The organism is Zobellella maritima, assembly GCF_003075035.1.
In the GTDB taxonomy this organism is placed as follows: domain Bacteria; phylum Pseudomonadota; class Gammaproteobacteria; order Enterobacterales; family Aeromonadaceae; genus Oceanimonas; species Oceanimonas maritima.
In genome coordinates, this window is the sequence record NZ_QCZE01000001.1 from 749,357 (window position 1) to 767,162 (window position 17,806).

Genomic DNA, 17,806 nt, shown 5'->3' on the forward strand with positions numbered 1-17,806 from the left:
TTCAGGGCTCGGGCAGCGGCATTTCGGCACTGCCCGCCGGAGCCGACTGCATCATGAGCCAAACCTGCTTAGGGGCACGCTATCGGCCCTGAGCAGGCTTCGGCGAGATATTCCCTTCCTTGCTGACCCCGGTTTTGCGTAATGACACCGCGGTGTTGGTCTTTGAGGTTTCCAAACAGGACCTGTTCGCCTACAGTTGGTATCTACACCGCATGAGGCTGTTCGCTATGAGTACCGGTCCGAGCATCGGCTGTCTCACCGGGGCTGATGGCGAAAGGAACCGATAAATGAAGCTACACCTCGGCTTTGCTTTCAAAAACCGCTGGGCGCAACTCGCCCTGATTATCGGGCTGGCTGCCAGCACCCTGCTGGCCTGGCAACTGCATAAGATCAATGAGCAGCGCGTGAACGATGCGGTTGCCAACGCCGCTGAACAGACCAACGCCGCGGTCAGGAACCGCCTCGCGCTTTATCTGTACGGCTTGCATGGCGCCCGTGGCGCGGTGTCGATTGCAGGCGAGCAGGGCATCAGCCGCGAGTTGTTCCAGCGTTACAGCCTCACCCGGGATATCGACCGGGAATTTCCCGGAGCCCATGGGTTCGGTTTTATCCGCCGCGTGCCCCAGGCCAGGGTGGCGTCCTTTGTCGAGCAGGCGCGGGCCGATGGCTGGCCCGACTTCCGGGTCAAGGTGCTGGCTCCCCATGACGGTGATTGCTATATCATCCAGTATATCGAGCCGGTCGAACGCAATGTTCAGGCGGTCGGCCTGGATATCGGCTCGGAGAAAAACCGGCGCGAAGCTGCCGATGCGGCGATGCGCACCGGAGAAGTCCGGCTGACCGGACCAATCACCCTGGCACCGGCATCCGGCAAGCCGCTGCAATCCTTCCTGATGCTGATGCCCATCTATCGTGGTGGTGTCACCCCGCCCACCGAGGCCGAGCGTGAGCAGAGTGCCTATGGCTGGAGTTATGCGCCGTTGCTGATAGAAGAGGTACTGGCCGATCTGCACCTGGATGCCGATACGGTACATCTTGAGCTGTTTGATGTGACCACGCCGGGCGAGGAGGTGATGTTCTACAGCAATGGTCACCAACAGGACCAAGCCGTCAAGCTGCACACCCAGCGTACCCGGTTCGAGGCCTACGGCCGGCGCTGGGAGTCCCGGTTCAGCGCCCGCCCGTTGTTCGTGCAACGCCTGCACCAGGGGTCGCCCCTGCAGGTTTTTTTGCTGGGCGGCCTGATCAGCCTGTTGGCGGCATCCCTGCTCGGCATCGTCAACATCAGCCGGTGGAATCGCCGGCAGGTCCTGGCCGAACAGGCGCGGCTTGCGGCCATCGTCGAGAATTCGTCCGACGGCATTGTCGGCAAGACGCTCGACGGCGTGGTCACCAGCTGGAACCGGGGCGCCGAACAGATCTTTGGTTATCCCGCCCAGGCGGCAATAGGTCGGAAATTGGCCGACTTGATCGTGCCCGACCACCTGAAGTCAGAAGAAGAAGAGATACTCGCACGTATAGGCAACGGTGAACAGATCCCCCATTTCGAGACCGTTCGCCAGCATCAAAACGGCGACAGCATCCATGTTTCCGTGACTGTCTCGCCTATCCATGACAGCAGTGGCCGGGTGATCGGGGCGTCGAAGACGGTACGCGATATATCGAGTCAGAAAGAGGCCGCCGCACGGATCCGCGAACTCAACAGCAACCTCGAAGCCCTGGTCGCCCAGCGCACCTCGGAGCTGGCGGAACTGAACATGCTGTTCCGGAATGTGTTGGATGCGGCGTCCGAGGTCTCGATCGTGGCGACCGACAGAGACGGCACCATCCGCCTGTTCAATACCGGTGCGGAACGGCTGTTGGGATACCGGGCCGATGAACTTGTCGGCAAGCGCTCTCCGGAACGTTTCCACCTGCAGCAGGAGGCGGAGTCAAGGGGGGCCGAATTGAGCCGGGAGTTCGGCCGGCCGGTGGCAGGGTTCGAGATCTTCACCCTCAAAGCGGAGCGGGACGGTGCCGAGACCCGGGAATGGAGTTTTGTCCGCAAGGACGGTTCCCTGGTGCCGGTGATGCTGGTGGTAACCGCGATGCGGGACGATAAGGGGCAGTTGAGCGGCTACCTGGAGATCGCCACCGATATCACGGCCCAGCGCCGACACAGCAGTGAACTGACGGCGGCCCGGGATCAGCTGCTGATGGCGGCGGAGGTAGCCCAGCTGGGCATCTGGAGTTGGAGCCTGGCGGATAACTCGGTGGACTGGAACGACAAGATGTTCGAGCTCTATGCGCAACCCCTTACCTTGCGTAACAATGGGCTCTGCTTCGATCACTGGCAGGAGCGGGTGCATCCCGAGGATGTCGAAGCCACCGTCTCCTGCCTGCAGGCGGCCGCGCAGGGGAAAGGGACTTTTGAGCCCGTGTTCCGCATCCTCCTGCCCGACGGCCGGATCCGTTATATCCAGGCGGGGGCTCGGTTAGAGCGGGATGAACAGGGACGGGCTATGCGGGTGACGGGCATCAACCTCGACATTACTACACAGCGTGAGCTTGAAATCCGGCTGCGCCAGGCCAAGGAGTTGGCGGATGAAGCCAGTGCGGCCAAGTCGACTTTCCTTGCCAATATGAGTCACGAGATCCGTACGCCGATGAATGCCGTGCTGGGGATGCTGCAGCTGGTGCAACAGACGGAGCTGAGCCAGCGGCAACGGGAGTACCTCGGCAAGGCGCAAACCGCTGCCCGCTCCCTGCTGGGCCTGCTCAACGATATTCTTGATTATTCCAAGATAGAGGCCGGCAAGTTGCAGTTGGAACTGCAGCCCTTCGAGCTGGAGGAGCTGATGCAGGATCTGGCGGTGGTGTTGTCCGGCAACCTGGGGGACAAACCGGTCGAGCTGATGTTCGATCTCCCCCCCTCGTTGTCGGTCAGCCTGGTCGGTGACCGCTTGCGACTGCAGCAGATCCTGATCAACCTGGCGGGCAATGCCATCAAGTTCACCGAGCGGGGGGAAGTGGTCGTCGGTATCAGTGAGCTGAGTCGTGGCCCCGCGTCAATCCGCTTGTGTGTGCAGGTCACCGATACCGGTATCGGCATTGCCGAGGACAAGCTCGAACATATACTCGAAGGCTTCAACCAGGCAGATGCCTCGATTGCCCGCCGTTTCGGCGGTACCGGCCTGGGGTTGGTGATCACCCAGCGGCTGATCGCCCTGATGGGCGGCCGGCTTCAGGTGAGCAGCCAGCCGGGGGTCGGAAGCCACTTCTGGTTCGAGCTCAATCTGGGCCTTGCCGAGACGGCCCGGCCGCCGGCGCGAGGGGAAACCAGCGAACGACCATTGCGGGTTCTGGTGGTCGATGACAACAAGGTGTCGGCAGAGATACTGGCTCGTGCCGCCGGCTCCCAGGGCTGGCAGGTGAATATCGCCAACAGCGGCCAGGCGGCCGTGACGGAAATGGCGGCCGGCACGGACTACGACCTGGTGCTGATGGACTGGGCGATGCCGGACATGAACGGCCTGGACGCCGCCACCCGGATCCGGGAGCAGGTGCAAGGAGGTCTGCCCACCATTATCATGGTCACCGCCTATGGCCGGGAGCAACTGGCGCAGGCCCAGCAGGATGCCGATCCCCCCTTTACCGATTTTCTTACCAAACCCATCACCACCCAGCAACTGGTCACCACGGTGCGGCAGGCGCTTGACGGCAGCAGGGTCGAGCCCGGGCATCGGACGGTGCCGGCCCCGTCGTTGCAAAGATTAGCGGGGCTGCGCCTGCTGGTGGTGGAAGACAATGCCCTCAACCGCCAGGTGGCGGCAGAATTGCTGGGCGGGGAAGGAGCCTGCGTCGAGCTTGCCGAAGGGGGGCTGGATGGGGTACGCAAGGTGGTCGAGGCGCCAACGGCGTTCGATATGGTGCTGATGGATATGCAGATGCCCGATATCGATGGCCTGGAAGCCACGCGACGCATCCGTGCGGATGCCGCCTGTCGTGAGCTGCCGATCCTGGCGATGACGGCGAACGTGACCGCGGCAGATCAGGAGGCCTGCCTGGCAGCGGGCATGAATGCGCATGTGGGCAAGCCCGTGGATATCGAGAATCTGATTGCCGTGTTGCTGTCGTTCCGTTCGGGCGCAGACGGCCTGGCGGTCGACCAGCCGGTTGCCGGCCCGTCGGCATCAATCGAGGACATCGATATCATTCTGCGCCGTTTTGGCGGTAATGCACGCCTGTATCGCAGGCTGCTGTCGGGGTTAGAGGAGAATGCTGCCGGCTTGTTCGGTGAGCTGGAAGTTCATATCCGCGAGCGGGATCTGACGGCGGCGGCGGCGGTGCTCCATACCTTCAAGGGGGTAGCCGGTACCATGGGGGCGGCGGGGTTTGCATCGCGGATGGCCGAGCTTGAGCAGCAGCTCAAGACGGCGGATACGGACAGTGCCCTTAACCTGTTGAATGCAGCCAGCCTGGCAGAGCTGAAAGTGTGGCTGGCGCAGGAGCGGGCAACGTTGCTTGAGGCTGTTACCGTGCCGGAAACCGAAGGGGAGCCCGCGACGGACGAAACGGCGGATGGCGATAGCCGGCGGCGCTTCGAACAACTGCTGGTCCTGCTGGAAGCGGGAAACCTCGACGCCATCGATCTCGTTGAAGAGATGACTGCAGGGGCTTGCGATCGGTTGCACGCACGCCGGGAAGAGTTGGCCACCGAGGTCCAGAATCTTAATTTTGCCGCCGCGAGCAGGATAGTTCGAGAATTACTGGAGAAGACATGAACCTTGAGCAGCTGCTGGCTTCATTTCCACACCCGGTGGGCCCGTTACGCATCCTGATAGTGGACGATCAAGCGGTGAACATCCGGGCTCTTCACGAGGTGTTTCGGGGCCGCTTTGAAGTACTGATGGCCACGAATGGCGAGCAGGCAATTGCCCTTTGTCGGGAGCAGCGCCCGGACATCATCCTGCTGGATGTGGTCATGCCGGGTATCAGTGGCCATGAAGTATGCCGTCGACTGAAAGCGGATCCGGAAACCCGGAATATTCCCGTTATTTTCGTGACATCCCAGAGTCAGGAAGGTGACGAAGCCCTGGGCTTAGAAATCGGTGCGGTGGACTTTATCAGCAAGCCGATCAATCCGGTTATCGTATCGGCACGGGTGCGTACCCATCTGGCGTTGAAGTTGCAGAGTGACCTGTTGCGCTCCATTGCGATGATAGACGGCCTGACCAAGGTAGCCAACCGACGCAAATTTGATGAAGAGCTTGATCTCAACTGGCGTTATTGCCTGCGCGAACGACGCCCGCTGTCGCTGGTACTGCTTGATCTGGACTATTTCAAGCAGTTTAATGACAGATACGGGCACCAGGAGGGGGATCATTGCCTGATCTCGGTGGCCGAAGTATTGAGCGACTCGGTGAGGCGGCCCCGTGATCTGGTTGCTCGTTATGGCGGAGAGGAATTTGTCGGTATTCTCCCCGATACCGATTGCCGGGGGGCTACCAGTCGAGCGGAGGTAATACGTGCTGCCGTCAAGGCGCTCAAGATAGAGCACCTGGGCTCGGCCGTCGGTAAGGTCGTGACCATCAGCGCAGGGGTGGCAACACAGATACCCGACTTTGGCTCGACCCACCAGGCCTTGCTGGCCGCCGTCGATCAACAACTGTATCGGGCCAAACACGATGGTCGTGACCGGGTCTGCGCTACTGAAATAACATAGCCGAGCGGGGGACCCGGAGACAGTCCCTCGGGGCAGAGCGAGGAGCCCGTGCTGCCATGGGCGGGCGTTTTCGGCGCTGCCGGTTACACTCAAGACAGGTATCTGTCGTCCCGGTCGGGACCCATAGCTGGGAGAGGGTCATGCCAATAGCAAAAACGGTTAAGGAATACCTGGCTTCCCGTGGCGTGTCTTACCGGCTGTTGCGCCATGGCCCCAGCGAAACCAGCCGGGAGACAGCCGAGGCTGCTTTGATACCGGATGATCACCTGGTCAAGGCGGTACTGCTTAAGGATGGTGTCGGCTTTCTGATGGCCGTGATACCGGGCAATCACTGGGTAAGGGTAAACCGTATCCGGGAAGATCTGAACCGGCATCTGGAACTGGCGTCCGAAGTGGATACTGAGCGGCTGTTTGCGGACTGTCGTCCCGGCGCCATCCCTCCGTTGGGTCCGGCCTACGGTATCGAGACGATTCTGGATGACGCCCTGGTGCCCCTGGCCCGGGTTTATCTCGAGGCCGGTGATCATCGGCACCTGCTGCAGCTAGAGGGGGACGCCTTCCGTACGCTGTTGGCCGGTTGTCGCCAGGGGTATTGGAGCCATCCCGGTTAATCGCCGGCCTACCGCTTTCCGGGCACCCCCTCTTATCCCATGCCATCTTAACTTTGTGATATACATCAGCAAGATGGCAGCGGCAGGGTGGATTCTTTCGGCTATGCTTCTAGATATCCCGCTTGCCGATGACAGAGGATGTCCATGACTCAGGCCCCCGCCCAACTGCCGCTGGAAATGCTCTACCACTGGGCCGACGCCCAGGCCGATGCCGTCTACCTGCGCCAGCCGAAGGAAGGGCGCTGGCATACCTACAGCTGGCGCCAGGTGCTGGAACAGGCGGCCCGGCTGGTAAGCGGTCTGCATGCCCTGGGCCTGGCGCCGGGCGACAGGGTGGGACTCTTGTCAAAAAACTGTGCCGAATGGTTTATCTGTGACTTTGCCCTACAGATGGGCGGCTATGTTAGCGTGCCCATCTATCCGACGGCCGGTGAAGACACGGTGCGCTATGTGCTGGAGCACAGTGAGTGCCGGGCACTGTTTATCGGCAAGCTGGACGACCCGCAGCAGCAGGCCGGAGGTATCCCAGAGGGGCTCGTCCGCATCGCCATGCCCTACAAGTCGGGCATCCCGGTGGAACACCACTGGGATGAACTGCTGGCCGGGCACGAACCCTGGGGAGAGCGGCCGGTACCGGATGCGGATGGCTTGATGAGCCTGGTCTATACCTCGGGCAGCACGGGTCAACCCAAGGGGGTGATGATCAGCTTCGGCGCCTATGGGGCCGCCTGCCGGGGCATAGTTCAAACCGCAAGCCTGACCGGCGAGGACAGGGCCTTTTCGTATCTGCCCCTGGCCCACATTACCGAGCGGGTCTATATACTGGGCGCCAGCTTGTATGGCGGCTTGCCGGTGGCTTTCGCCCAGAGTCTGGATACCTTTATCGATGATGTGAAAACTATTTCGCCGACCCTGTTTATTTCCGTGCCCCGGTTGTGGGCCAACTTCCGCAGCCGGATCCTGGAGAAGTTGCCCCAGGGCAAGCTGGACATACTGCTCAGGATCCCTCTGCTCTCGGGCCTGGTTAAAAAGAAGGTGCGTGCCGGACTGGGCTTGTCCCAGGCGCGGATACTGGGTTGTGGCTCGGCACCGGTTGCCCCTTCCTTGCTGCGCTGGTACGAACAGCTGGGGATGCCCATTACCGAAGCCTGGGGCATGACCGAAAACCTGGCCTATTCCACCCTCAATTATCCGTTCCGCAGCGACAAGGTCGGCACGGTCGGCAAGCCCGGTGTCGGGGTTGAAATCCGTGTTGCCGAAGACGGCGAAGTATTGTGTCGCTGTGCCGGCCTGATGAGTGGCTATTACAAGGATGAAGAGGCCACCGCCAACACCCTGCGTAACGGCTGGCTGCATACGGGCGATCAGGGCAAACTCGACGATGATGGTTACCTGACCATTACCGGCCGGGTGAAGGATGCCTTCAAAACCGCCAAGGGGAAATATGTGTTACCGGTGCCGATAGAAGCCATGCTGGTTGAAAATGCGCTGATCGAGCAGGTCTGTGTGATCGGGAGTGGCCTGGCCCAGCCGGTAGCCCTGGTGCAGCTGGGAGAGGGCACGGATATCAGGCACAAGGGAGCCCTGGCCGAGCGGCTTGCAAACACATTGACAAAGATCAACGACCAGCTGGAGAAGCACCAGCGCCTGGCCGGCATCCTGGTGATGAAGGAGCCCTGGACAATCGAGAACAACATCATGACCCCCACCCTGAAAATAAAACGGCACCTGCTGGAGCAGCGATATGCCGAGATAGAACAGCGCTGGATACCGGGACAGCATATTTTATGGGAACAGGATTTGCACTGATCCGGCGGAGCAGCAGGGTCTGGGAGCCGTCACCAAAGCTCATTATTCCAAAAATGGAATAATGAGCGGTTTCATTTTACAAATTCGTAACTAATTAACCGGTACGGCTTGTGTTACTTTGTCTGCATAGTTAAACAACGTTTATCTTGTTATTAGTGGAGTCGGGCAGCAGGATGCTGCCCATTTTTTTATTCATCTTTCCCCCTATGTCGTCTTTATCCAGGTGGACACCAGTCGTTCACGCATATGCCTGTCTATAAATTCAATAAAGGTATTCAGCCTGACCGGGGCCAGTTCCCGATTATGGAAAACCATGTGGAAGGGCCGTTGGCCGCCTCGCCAGCCGGCCAATACGGGTCTTAGCTGGCCGTTTTCCCGATGATGGGCAACATAGTGTTCGGGAACATTGACAATACCCAGTCCCTGAATGGCCGCCTTGACCGCCGAATGTACCTGGTTTACCGACAGACGTGGTACCGGCTTGAGATGAAAGCGGCGGCCGTCCTGATGGGTCAGCTGCCAGTTTCTATGGGGCCAGCACTGGATGATGTGATGCTGATCCAGCTCTTCCGGCAGGGTCGGCGTACCATGCTGTTCAATATAGCGGGGTGAGGCAAACAAACCGTATTGCACCTCACCCAGGCGGCGAGCCCTCAGGCTGGAATCAGGCAGTTCCCCACTGAAAAACACCACATCCAGATCCGTATCCAGCAGGCTGGTATAGTCATTACTTTGCAGCAGATCGATGCGAATTTGCGGGTATTGCAGGCAAAACTCGGTAATGCCATCGATCAGGAAGGTGTTGGAGATGGCGATGGGGGCGGCTATTTTGATCAGCCCGCTGATGGACTGGCTTTGTCCCTGAATATCCCCGGTCACCTGTTCTATTTCATTCAGCAGGGGGTTGAGACGTTCAAAATAGCGCCGGCCCTCTTCGGTCAATTGCAGTTTGCGGGTGGTGCGGCTGAGCAGCTTGCAGCCCAGGGACTGTTCCAACCCCGAAACACGGCGGCTCAGGGTGGCGGTGGGCAGGCCCAGCTCGGCCGCCGCATGGGAAAAGCCGCCATGTTGTACCACTTTGACGAATAAATAGAAGTCATCCAGATGTTTCATCGGTATCGGCCCGGCGAGGAGAGTGTAGCTATTGTGCCGTCGTTTTCCCCGGCTGAAAACAGTGGTGTCAGTGTTGTTCCGGCGGGAGGGAGTTTGCACTCTGGTAGCGGCGCAGCAGGGCGACGAAATCGGGAGTGTCTCTATCCAGGTTGGACTCGTGTACCAAGAGATCGTAGCCATACAGCTGTCTCAGGTGGCTCATGCGGTTGGCGAGCATGGCCAATATCCCCTCGTAGCGCCGGCCCGAGGCCGAGCGATAGTGGCTGTCTTCGATAAGCCAGTCCTGCAGCTGGCTGCGGGTGACCACCTGATAGCGCAAGGCCATAGCCAGCAGCGGACGCTGTTCGGTCAGCAGGTGTACCGCCAGCCGGGGCGTTATCAACGGCAGCAGCTCGTCATAATCACGGATTTTAAGGCCGATATAAGGGAGCTCGGTCAGCTCCAGACCCACACTGAACCTGGGCTGATCGATACGGACGACATTGGACCAGTGCAGGCTCCAGCCGCCGATTTTATGATGAAAGTGCAGGCTGTCCCGGCTCAGGGAAAAGCTGTACACCGGCTCCCGTAGCTTGAGTATGCCGAGCAGGGTTGTTACCAGGCTGGCGAGAAACAGGAAGTAGACCACCAGGTGGCCGCGGCCGCCGAGCCAGTAGAGCACGCCGAGCAGGATCAGCATAAACGTAGCGCCCATCACCGTCAGGCTGAGACCATGACGCCGGGACATGGGCTCTATATGTTGGGTTTCAAGCACCGGCAGGCTCCCATTTTTGCTACTTATCCGATAAGGTGATGATACACAGATAATGATTAAAAGAGGTAATAATGACACCCACCCTCGATGTGCTCCGCGGCCACCGTTCTATCCGCAAGTTTACCGAGCAGCCGATCCTGCCGGAGCAGCTCGATGCCATCATGGCGGCAGCCCAGGCGGCTCCCAGCTCCAGTTTCCTGCAGGCTTCGGCTGTTATTCGCGTCACCGACCCGGTGCTGCGCCAACAGGTGATGATGCTCTGTGGAGAGCAGGCCTATGTGGGGGCCGCCGCCGAATTCTGGGTGTTTTGTGCCGATTTTCATCGCCACCTGCAATGGGTGCCCGAGGCCCGGACCGGCTTTGCGGAGCAGCTGTTGATTGGCGCCATCGACACCGCCCTGATGGGACAGAACAGCCTGATTGCCGCCGAGTCGTTGGAGCTGGGAGGGGTATTTATCGGCGCCGTGCGCAATCATCCGGCCGAGCTGGTTGAATTGCTGGCGTTGCCCAAGGGCGTGGTGCCCCTGTTTGGCCTCTGTATCGGCCACCCGGATCAGGATCCGGAATCCAAGCCCCGACTGCCCCGGGAGCTGATGTTTTTCGAAAACCACTATCAGTCAGTGCAGGATCCGTCTTTGATGGCGGACTATGACAGTGCCGTGGAGCATTATTATCAGACCCGTACCGGCGGCAATAAATCCATGACCTGGACCGGGCAGATAGGCGCGACGCTGGCCAAGGAGGCTCGGCCCTATATGCTGGCGTTTCTGCACAGCCAGGGGTTTTGCCTGAAATAGCCGGGTACGGTACCGGTGGTGTAGTGGTGGTTTGGTGCCTTTTACAGCTTGACCACCAGCACATCACAGCCGCCGATGTCGATAAAACGCGCGGCATTGGAAAATAAATGACCCAGGAAGCTGTGGCCGGCATGGTGACCACAGATCAGCAGATCGGCATCCTTTTCCCTGGCGGCCAGGCGGATGGCTCTCTGGATATCGCCGGTCGGCAAGGAGATGCTCTCTACCCGGCGTTGCTCTACCCGAAGCATGTTCATGATCTCCCGGCCACTTTCCAGTTTGAGTTTCATCTTTAGCTGGCGCAGATCCATGTTCAGGCTGCCGACAAAGATACCGCTCATTTCAGGGTCGACGTGAACCAGGTGCAGGCGAGCCTGGCAATGTTCGGCCAGTTCCACCGCCCGTTTTAACAAGGGCTTCTCCCGCTCGCTTAATTCCAGTGCCAGTAATATGTTGCGATAAGGCATAGGGGACTCCTCGAGGACCTGATCAATCGCACGATCCTTCACTATATAGTGAAAAACAGCCGCAGACTGGGAGGTGACGTGCAAAGCCCGCTCCTTTGGCTGTTCTTGGCTCCCGGGTATCGTGACTAGCCCTTGGTTTACGATAGCCAGGCGGTGGCGAGATGGGTCACCACCAGGCCGGTGACCGTTAAATGTACAAACAGGCAGGCGGCCAATATCAGGGGTTTCCAGCCCACACTCTTGACGCCGGCCAGTTGGGTACCCAGTCCCAGTGCGGCCATCGCCATGGTCAGCGCCCAGCTATCCAGCACCTTGATGTTGTCTACCAGCACCGACGGCAGGCTCAATACCGAGTTTAGGATCACTATCGCAATAAAGCCGAAAGCAAACCAGGGCAGGGGGGCGCGTATGGCGCTGCTGCCCTGGGTGCGGCTTAGCCAGGCACCCAGCAGCAGTAGGAAGGGAGCCAGCATCATTACCCGGGTCAGCTTGGCGATGACCGATACCTGGGCGATGTCTGCGCCCATGGCGCTGCCGGCGGCGACGACCTGGGCAACCTCATGAATGGTAGCGCCGGTATAGATGCCCATCGCCTGAGGACTCAGACCCAACAGGGGATAAAGTAACGGATAGAGGAACATGGCCAGGGTGCCAAACAGCACTACAGTTCCGACCGCAACCGTGGTTTGCTGCGGTCTGGCTCGTACCACCGGCTCGGTGGCCATAATAGCGGCGGCGCCGCAGATGGCCGAGCCCGAGCCTACCAGCAGGCTGGTGGGCACATCCAGGCCTAACCAGCGGCGGCCCAGCAGGTAGGCGATGACCAGGGTGGAGGCGAGCATGATAAAATCCACCAGCAGGGCGGCCTGACCCACATCGGCAATCTGCTGCAGGGTGATGTTGATGCCGTAGAAGGCCACGCCGATGCGCAGCAATCGTTTCTTACAGAATTCCAGGCCCGATTGACGATCCCCTTGTGCCAGCATGGGCAGCAGGTTGCCCAGCAACAGGCCCAGTACTATGGCGAAGATCAACGGGCTAACTCCCAGCGCAAGCCGGCTGGACAAAAACAGACTGATGGCGGACAGCAAGCCGGCCAGGGCAATACCGGGAACAAGCGCAAACATGACTATCTCCTTATCACTGGGGTCATAGGCATGCTATGCGCTTGTCGATGGTAATGAAAATTGAAGTTTTTTAGTTCTTTTATAAATTTAATTGATATGTTGGGCTCTGGCCCCGCTGGTACTCCCGGATAAAGTCGATAAACGCCTGCTCGGCCCCGGACAGCCGGCGCTCGCCGGGCCAGGCCAGACACAGTCCAGGAAGTAGGGGTCGGCAGAGGGGACGGCATACAGATCCGGGTCGTCCTCGATCGCCATACACAGAAAACTGGTGATGGCAAAGCCCTGACTACCACCGCCTTCAACAAGGAAATAAGGTTGCTTTCAAAGCCGATATGGGGGCAGAGATCGGCCTGCCGTGCCTCCCGCACGATATACTCCCGATGAAAAAACCGTGGCGAAACACCGCCAGCTCCTGTTGCAGAAATTCATGCAGATGAATATGGGGCCGGTGCCGGACCCTGCTGGGCGCCTTCGGCCTGCTGGCGGTGGGCAACCTGGGCCTGTTGAGCGGCAGTCTGCCGCTGATCCTGCTGGCATTGCTGACCGACAGTTTTGCCTTCTTCCTGGCCATGCCTGTGCCAGCAGCTGGGTGGGCCGCAGCGTGCAGCATCACAGGGTGCTGGCCTCGTCCCTGTATCTGGTGTTTTACTATCTGGGAGCCAGCCTGGGCGGCTTGTACCTCTATCCCTTCTGGAACAGAGGCGGGCTGGCCGGCGTGGCTTGGGGCACGATGGGGGGGCTGATGGTGACCGCGGGCTTGCGCCTGCTGAGGCAGGAACAGACAACAACGTTAACAGCGATAAGCCATAAGCTATAAGCGAAACAGCACCGTCTGTGGGGACCAATTTATTCGGGGAATCTTGCTATCGATTGCGGGCTCCCGTTGAAGTGAGGTCTTCAAACGATTTTGGTCCGTTACCGCTGCTTGTCTGCTAACCAGTAATCCTCGGGCACCGGCACTACCAGCCCCCGGTCCTTTTCCTCGGCGATGATCTCGGCCAGGCTACGCTGATGAAACTTGACCTGATAGGGGGGCAGGGCCAGGCTCAGCTCGGCGGGGGACTGGGCCAATCCCTTGGTGTTGAAGGGCACGTGGGGGTTGGCAGCCAGCAACCGATGCAGGTCTTCAACCACCAGTTCACCGTGCTCCAGGCCAGTGAGGTGCTGCTTGCCCGGTTTGGGCGCCGCCAATTCCAGGCAGGGGATGGGGCCGAATTGGCTGGCGATGGGGCTGTGCAAGGCATAGGTGATGATGGGGCGACCTCCTATCATGCCCTCGACCAGGTTTTCCCCATAAGCCAGCAGGGCCGCACGCAACCTCAGGTATTGGCGGTTGCTGTCGGCCCGGTAGCAGATATGGTCCATTTGGCCGAGCCCGGGCTGGAGTCGGTGCCGGGCCAGTCCCTCCTCAAGGGCCAGGAGAAAGTTGTCGATATCGCCTAACAGGGCGGATAAGGCGGGGGTTTCGGTGCTCACTGTGCCGTTTCCTCTTCGGGTGCTGTCGGGTTGCGGGGTTCGGGCGGCGGGCCGCCTGTTGCAGGCCCTGTCGAAGCCCGCCCGTCCGGGACGGATGTTAACCCAGAGCGAGGTGCCTTGGCGACCGAGGTTGTCTGTTAGGCAGCGCAATCTTCGGTCTCACACGGAGATCGGCAGAGGATATTTTCTCAGGGTCTGATAGTATTAACTCAATTCCCCTAATCAGTCGAAACCATGAAACTGCAACAGCTGCGCTATATCGTCGAAGTCGCCAATCACAGCCTCAATGTGTCTGCCACGGCGGAAAGCCTGTTTACTTCCCAGCCCGGGATCAGCAAGCAGGTACGGATGCTGGAAGATGAGTTGGGGATCCAGGTTTTCGAGCGCAGCGGCAAGCACCTGACCCAGATCACCCCCGCCGGGCAGGATATTATCCGTATCGCCAGCGAGATCCTGGGTAAGGTCGAGAGTATCAAGGCGGTGGCCAGCCAGCATACCCACCCGGATCAGGGTACTCTCAACATCTCCACCACCCATACCCAGGCCCGGTATGCCCTGCCGGATGTGATCAAAGGGTTTATCGCCCGTTACCCCAAGGTCTCCCTGCATATGCACCAGGGTACGCCGGTGCAGATCAGCGAATCCGTTGCCAAGGGGACCTCCGACTTTGCCATTGCCACCGAAGCCCTGCATCTGTATCAAGACTTGATCATGTTGCCTTGTTATCACTGGAACCGTTGCATACTGGTGCCGAAGGGCCATCCCCTGGCCGCCATCGGCCAGCCAACCATTGCGGATATCGCCAAGTATCCGCTGGTGACCTATGTGTTCGGTTTTACCGGTCGCTCCGAGCTGGATACTGCTTTTTCCCGGGCCGGCTACGAGCCCAAGGTGGTGTTTACCGCCACCGACGCCGACGTGATTAAAACTTATGTGCGGCTGGGAGTCGGTATCGGTGTGCTGGCCAGCATGGCGGTCGACCCCGTGCAGGACAGCGATCTGGTGGCCCTGGACGCCAGCCATCTGTTTGCCTCCAGTACCACCAAGATAGGCTTTCGGAAGGGGACCTTCCTGCGTAGCTACATGTATGACTTTATGGAGCGCTTTGCCCCCCACCTGACCCGGGAGCGGGTTGACAGGGCCATTTCACTGAAGGCACCGGACGAGATTGACAGGCTGTTCGAAGGCATAGAACTGCCTTATCGGTAATGGGAGAAGAGCTTCCAGCAGGGATAGTAGGAGGCGCGACCCCGCGGTGAGTTGGCAGCAATGCCATCAAGATGTAGGGACAGGAAGCTTGTCCCCGGACTCACTGGCTCATGCCATTTAATATCCTGCGGATATTATCGCGGCGGGGTCGACGCTCCCACAGCAAGCTCAAAAACCGGCAGATGACCCTGTGGGAGGCGCGACCTCGCGGCGAGTTGGCAGCAATGCCATCCCGGCTTCCGGCTTATTTACCCAGACCCTTGCCCGCGTCTTTCCTGGCGATCAGCTCAATCTTGTAACCGTCCGGATCTTCCACAAAGGCGATCACAGTAGTGCCGCCCTTGACCGGGCCCGGCTCGCGGGTCACCTTGCCGCCGGCGGCGCGGATGGCCTCGCAGGTGCCATGGATATCGTCCGCCTCGATGGCGATATGGCCATAGGCGGTACCCAGTTCGTAGGCGGTGGTGCCCCAGTTGTAGGTCAGCTCCAGCACGGCCTCGTCTTTTTCATCCCCATAACCGACAAAGGCCAGGGTATATTTATATTCTTCGTTTTCGCTGGTTCTGAGCAATTTCATACCCATCACCTTGGTATAGAACTCGACCGACGTTTGCAGGTTACCGACCCGCAGCATGGTGTGCAGAATACGCATGTGTATTACTCCCAATGTATAAAAATCAGTCCGCGATGCTTGTTTCACCCGTTTTAGTATGGTGTCTGTGATATTCGGCCCGGTTAACTATCCGGATATACCTTGTCCTTGAACTCGCATAAATCCTCGATCACGCAGGATCCGCAGCGGGGCTTGCGCGCCACGCAGGTATAGCGCCCATGGAGGATAAACCAGTGGTGCACGTCCTGCTTGAATTCCGCCGGTACCCACTTGAGCAGCTGGCGTTCTACCTCATCGACATTCTTGCCGGGCGCAAAGCGGGTTCGGTTGGCTACCCGGAAGATATGGGTGTCGACGGCGATGGTCGGCCAGCCGAAGGCGGTGTTGAGCACCACATTGGCGGTCTTGCGTCCGACCCCGGGCAGGGCCTCGAGTGCCTCGCGATTCTCCGGCACCTCGCCCTGGTGCCGCTCAAGCAGGATGGCGCAGGTCTTGATGATATTTTCCGCCTTGGAATTAAACAGCCCGATGGTCTTGATATAGTGCTTTAGCCCGTCCACGCCCAGGGCCAGGATGGCCGCCGGGGTATTGGCCACCGGATACAGCCTGGCGGTGGCCTTGTTAACCCCGACGTCGGTCGCCTGGGCCGACAGGATCACAGCGATCAGCAGCTCGAACGGGTTGCTGTAGTCCAGCTCGGTGGTGGGGTGGGGGTTTTCGGCCCGCAGTCGTTCCAGTATTTGTCTGCGTTTGTCTTTATTCACAATAAACTGCTCTTGGTCATCTTCACAATGAGGTGATCCGCGCCCGGGTTACTTCCGCCTTGGGGGCCGGAGCCCGCCGAGCCGCCAACCGGGCATCCAGCCAGTTCTTGGCGGCAATCAGCAATCCCAGGCCGATAAAGGCGCCGGGCGGCAGAATCGCCAGCAGGAAGCCGTTGTCCAGGTGCAGCACATCGATCCTCAGGCCCCGGGCCCAGTCACCCAGCAGTAGCTCGGCGCCGTCAAACAGGGTGCCCTGGCCGAGCAGCTCACGCAGTCCGCCCAGCACCAACAGGACGGCGGTAAAGCCCAGACCCATCATCAGGCCGTCGAGGGCAGCCAGGGCCGGGGTGGTCTTGGAGGCAAAGGCTTCTGCCCGGCCGATGATCACGCAGTTGGTGACGATCAGCGGGATAAAGATGCCCAATGACTGATACAGGCCGTAGGTATAGGCGTTCATCAGCAGCTGCACACTGGTCACCAGGCTGGCGATGATCATCACATAGATGGGAATGCGCACTTCGTTGGGGACCCAGCGGCGCACCAGGGACACGGTCAGGTTGGAACCGATCAACACCAACAGGGTGGCGATGCCCAGCCCCATGGCGTTGGTCAGGGTACTGGTCACCGCCAGTACTGGACACAGCCCCAGGATCTGCACCAGCGCCGGGTTATTGCCCCACAGCCCCTGGCGAATAATCTCGCGATGCTGTTCTGTCATAGCGATGCTCCGCAGCGGGGGGCCTGGGCCAGCAGCGCCGGCTGCTGGTCGACCATCAACAAGACATTGCGTACCGCCTTGACGACGGCGCGCGGGGTAATGGTGGCGCCGGTAAAGGCGTCGAACTGGCCGCCGTCGTTGCGCACCGCCCAGCGGGCATCGTCTTCGCCCTGCAGAGCCATGCCGTCGAACGACAGCAACCAGGAGGATTTTTTCAGCTCGATCTTGTCACCCAGTCCGGGTGTTTCGTTATGGTTGAGCACCCGCACCCCGGACAGCCGGCCGTCGGCCTGAACACCCACCACCAGCTTGATGGCGCCGCTGTACCCATCGGGCGCTATGGTCTCGATGGCGTATCCCTGATGTGCACCGCCCTTGACCGCTTTGAAGACGGGCAGGGCCTCGCCGGTGCCCAGATACTCTTCATTGGCAACCAGTACACAGTGGTCAAACAGGGATTCATCATGGCTGTCTTCGGGCAACAGCTCATTGAGCACCAACAACAGCTGGGCCTGCTCCTGCTCTACTATGGTATCCCGTGTCAGGCTGTGGGTCACCGCCACAAAGGCGGTACAGGCCAGGGCAAAGGCAGCCAGTACCAGACCATTTCTTCTCATCATGGCAAGCATTAGCAAGATCCTCCG

Annotated in this window: 15 protein-coding genes and 1 pseudogene; 7 read left to right on the forward strand and 9 right to left on the reverse strand. The window is 59.7% G+C overall.

Features of this window, described 5'->3' with window-relative positions:
- Positions 1–287 precede the first annotated feature (287 nt).
- The 4 genes from DCS96_RS03420 (at position 288) to DCS96_RS03435 (ending at position 8,124) form a co-directional block, all read left to right on the forward strand.
- Positions 288–4,763 carry a PAS domain-containing hybrid sensor histidine kinase/response regulator gene (locus DCS96_RS03420; RefSeq protein WP_116472944.1) on the forward strand — a complete coding sequence of 1,492 codons (4,476 nt, stop codon included), beginning with the start codon at positions 288–290 and terminating at the stop codon, positions 4,761–4,763.
- Complete coding sequence (locus DCS96_RS03425) at positions 4,760–5,704, forward strand: diguanylate cyclase domain-containing protein (RefSeq protein WP_116472945.1); 945 nt, start codon at positions 4,760–4,762, stop codon at positions 5,702–5,704. Before DCS96_RS03420 ends, DCS96_RS03425 begins: the two co-directional genes overlap by 4 nt.
- A 140-nt stretch (positions 5,705–5,844) precedes the next feature.
- Positions 5,845–6,315 (forward strand): aminoacyl-tRNA deacylase, encoded by a 471-nt coding sequence (locus tag DCS96_RS03430; RefSeq protein ID WP_116472946.1) that lies wholly within the window; start codon positions 5,845–5,847, stop codon positions 6,313–6,315.
- Between the two features lie 138 nt (positions 6,316–6,453).
- Complete coding sequence (locus DCS96_RS03435; RefSeq protein WP_408645997.1) at positions 6,454–8,124, forward strand: AMP-binding protein; 1,671 nt, start codon at positions 6,454–6,456, stop codon at positions 8,122–8,124.
- Between the two features lie 204 nt (positions 8,125–8,328).
- Here DCS96_RS03435 and DCS96_RS03440 read toward each other — a convergent pair whose 3' ends face one another.
- Positions 8,329–9,237, reverse strand: a complete 909-nt coding sequence (locus DCS96_RS03440) for a LysR family transcriptional regulator (protein ID WP_116472947.1) — start codon at positions 9,235–9,237, stop codon at positions 8,329–8,331.
- A 67-nt stretch (positions 9,238–9,304) separates the two neighbouring features.
- Positions 9,305–9,991, reverse strand: coding sequence for a DUF2982 domain-containing protein (locus DCS96_RS03445; protein WP_332870192.1), 687 nt, complete (start codon positions 9,989–9,991; stop codon positions 9,305–9,307).
- Positions 9,992–10,062: 71 nt separating this feature from the next.
- On the opposite strand from DCS96_RS03445, the gene nfsA reads away from it, so the two are divergent.
- A complete protein-coding gene (gene nfsA / locus DCS96_RS03450) occupies positions 10,063–10,788 on the forward strand; it encodes an oxygen-insensitive NADPH nitroreductase (RefSeq protein ID WP_116472949.1) in 726 nt (241 codons plus the stop codon).
- 41 nt (positions 10,789–10,829) lie between these two features.
- Here nfsA and DCS96_RS03455 read toward each other — a convergent pair whose 3' ends face one another.
- Together DCS96_RS03455 and DCS96_RS03460 are read right to left on the reverse strand one after the other, a co-directional pair.
- Complete coding sequence (locus DCS96_RS03455; protein ID WP_116472950.1) at positions 10,830–11,255, reverse strand: universal stress protein; 426 nt, start codon at positions 11,253–11,255, stop codon at positions 10,830–10,832.
- A gap of 137 nt (positions 11,256–11,392) precedes the next feature.
- Positions 11,393–12,382 carry a YeiH family protein gene (locus DCS96_RS03460; RefSeq protein WP_116472951.1) on the reverse strand — a complete coding sequence of 330 codons (990 nt, stop codon included), beginning with the start codon at positions 12,380–12,382 and terminating at the stop codon, positions 11,393–11,395.
- A gap of 440 nt (positions 12,383–12,822) precedes the next feature.
- Between DCS96_RS03460 and DCS96_RS18765 the strand changes: the two are divergent.
- Positions 12,823–13,199: pseudogene (locus tag DCS96_RS18765) on the forward strand (MFS transporter); the annotation flags it as partial.
- A 98-nt stretch (positions 13,200–13,297) separates the two neighbouring features.
- Here the strand turns inward: DCS96_RS18765 and DCS96_RS03470 are convergent.
- Positions 13,298–13,858 (reverse strand): VOC family protein, encoded by a 561-nt coding sequence (locus DCS96_RS03470; protein WP_232818173.1) that lies wholly within the window; start codon positions 13,856–13,858, stop codon positions 13,298–13,300.
- 234 nt (positions 13,859–14,092) lie between these two features.
- Here DCS96_RS03470 and cysB point away from each other — a divergent pair, with 234 nt between their 5' ends.
- A complete protein-coding gene (gene cysB / locus DCS96_RS03475) occupies positions 14,093–15,067 on the forward strand; it encodes an HTH-type transcriptional regulator CysB (protein WP_116472952.1) in 975 nt (324 codons plus the stop codon).
- Between the two features lie 244 nt (positions 15,068–15,311).
- Here the strand turns inward: cysB and gloA are convergent, their stop codons facing one another.
- The 4 genes from gloA to rsxG all read right to left on the reverse strand — a co-directional run bounded on the left by gloA (position 15,312) and on the right by rsxG (position 17,791).
- Positions 15,312–15,719, reverse strand: coding sequence for a lactoylglutathione lyase (gloA, locus tag DCS96_RS03480; RefSeq protein ID WP_116472953.1), 408 nt, complete (start codon positions 15,717–15,719; stop codon positions 15,312–15,314).
- 83 nt (positions 15,720–15,802) lie between these two features.
- The gene (gene nth, locus DCS96_RS03485) at positions 15,803–16,444 is read right to left on the reverse strand and encodes an endonuclease III (RefSeq protein WP_116472954.1); all 642 of its coding nucleotides are present in this window, start codon (positions 16,442–16,444) and stop codon (positions 15,803–15,805) included.
- A gap of 22 nt (positions 16,445–16,466) precedes the next feature.
- Entirely contained in the window at positions 16,467–17,162 is a 696-nt protein-coding gene (locus DCS96_RS03490) for an electron transport complex subunit E (protein WP_116472955.1), read from the reverse strand.
- A complete protein-coding gene (gene rsxG, locus DCS96_RS03495) occupies positions 17,159–17,791 on the reverse strand; it encodes an electron transport complex subunit RsxG (RefSeq protein WP_116472956.1) in 633 nt (210 codons plus the stop codon). Before rsxG ends, DCS96_RS03490 begins: the two co-directional genes overlap by 4 nt.
- Positions 17,792–17,806: the final 15 nt, after the last annotated feature.

Bases quoted from the DNA above. Each gene is read 5' to 3' on its own strand.
- DCS96_RS03420 (WP_116472944.1), top strand. From the start codon at position 288: ATGAAGCTACACCTCGGCTTTGCTTTCAAAAACCGCTGGGCGCAACTC.
- DCS96_RS03425 (WP_116472945.1), top strand. From the start codon at position 4,760: ATGAACCTTGAGCAGCTGCTGGCTTCATTTCCACACCCGGTGGGCCCG.
- DCS96_RS03430 (WP_116472946.1), top strand. From the start codon at position 5,845: ATGCCAATAGCAAAAACGGTTAAGGAATACCTGGCTTCCCGTGGCGTG.
- DCS96_RS03435 (WP_408645997.1), top strand. From the start codon at position 6,454: ATGTCCATGACTCAGGCCCCCGCCCAACTGCCGCTGGAAATGCTCTAC.
- DCS96_RS03440 (WP_116472947.1), bottom strand. From the start codon at position 9,237: ATGAAACATCTGGATGACTTCTATTTATTCGTCAAAGTGGTACAACAT.
- nfsA (WP_116472949.1), top strand. From the start codon at position 10,063: ATGACACCCACCCTCGATGTGCTCCGCGGCCACCGTTCTATCCGCAAG.
- DCS96_RS03455 (WP_116472950.1), bottom strand. From the start codon at position 11,255: ATGCCTTATCGCAACATATTACTGGCACTGGAATTAAGCGAGCGGGAG.
- DCS96_RS03460 (WP_116472951.1), bottom strand. From the start codon at position 12,382: ATGTTTGCGCTTGTTCCCGGTATTGCCCTGGCCGGCTTGCTGTCCGCC.
- cysB (WP_116472952.1), top strand. From the start codon at position 14,093: ATGAAACTGCAACAGCTGCGCTATATCGTCGAAGTCGCCAATCACAGC.
- gloA (WP_116472953.1), bottom strand. From the start codon at position 15,719: ATGCGTATTCTGCACACCATGCTGCGGGTCGGTAACCTGCAAACGTCG.
- DCS96_RS03490 (WP_116472955.1), bottom strand. From the start codon at position 17,162: ATGACAGAACAGCATCGCGAGATTATTCGCCAGGGGCTGTGGGGCAAT.
- rsxG (WP_116472956.1), bottom strand. From the start codon at position 17,791: ATGCTTGCCATGATGAGAAGAAATGGTCTGGTACTGGCTGCCTTTGCC.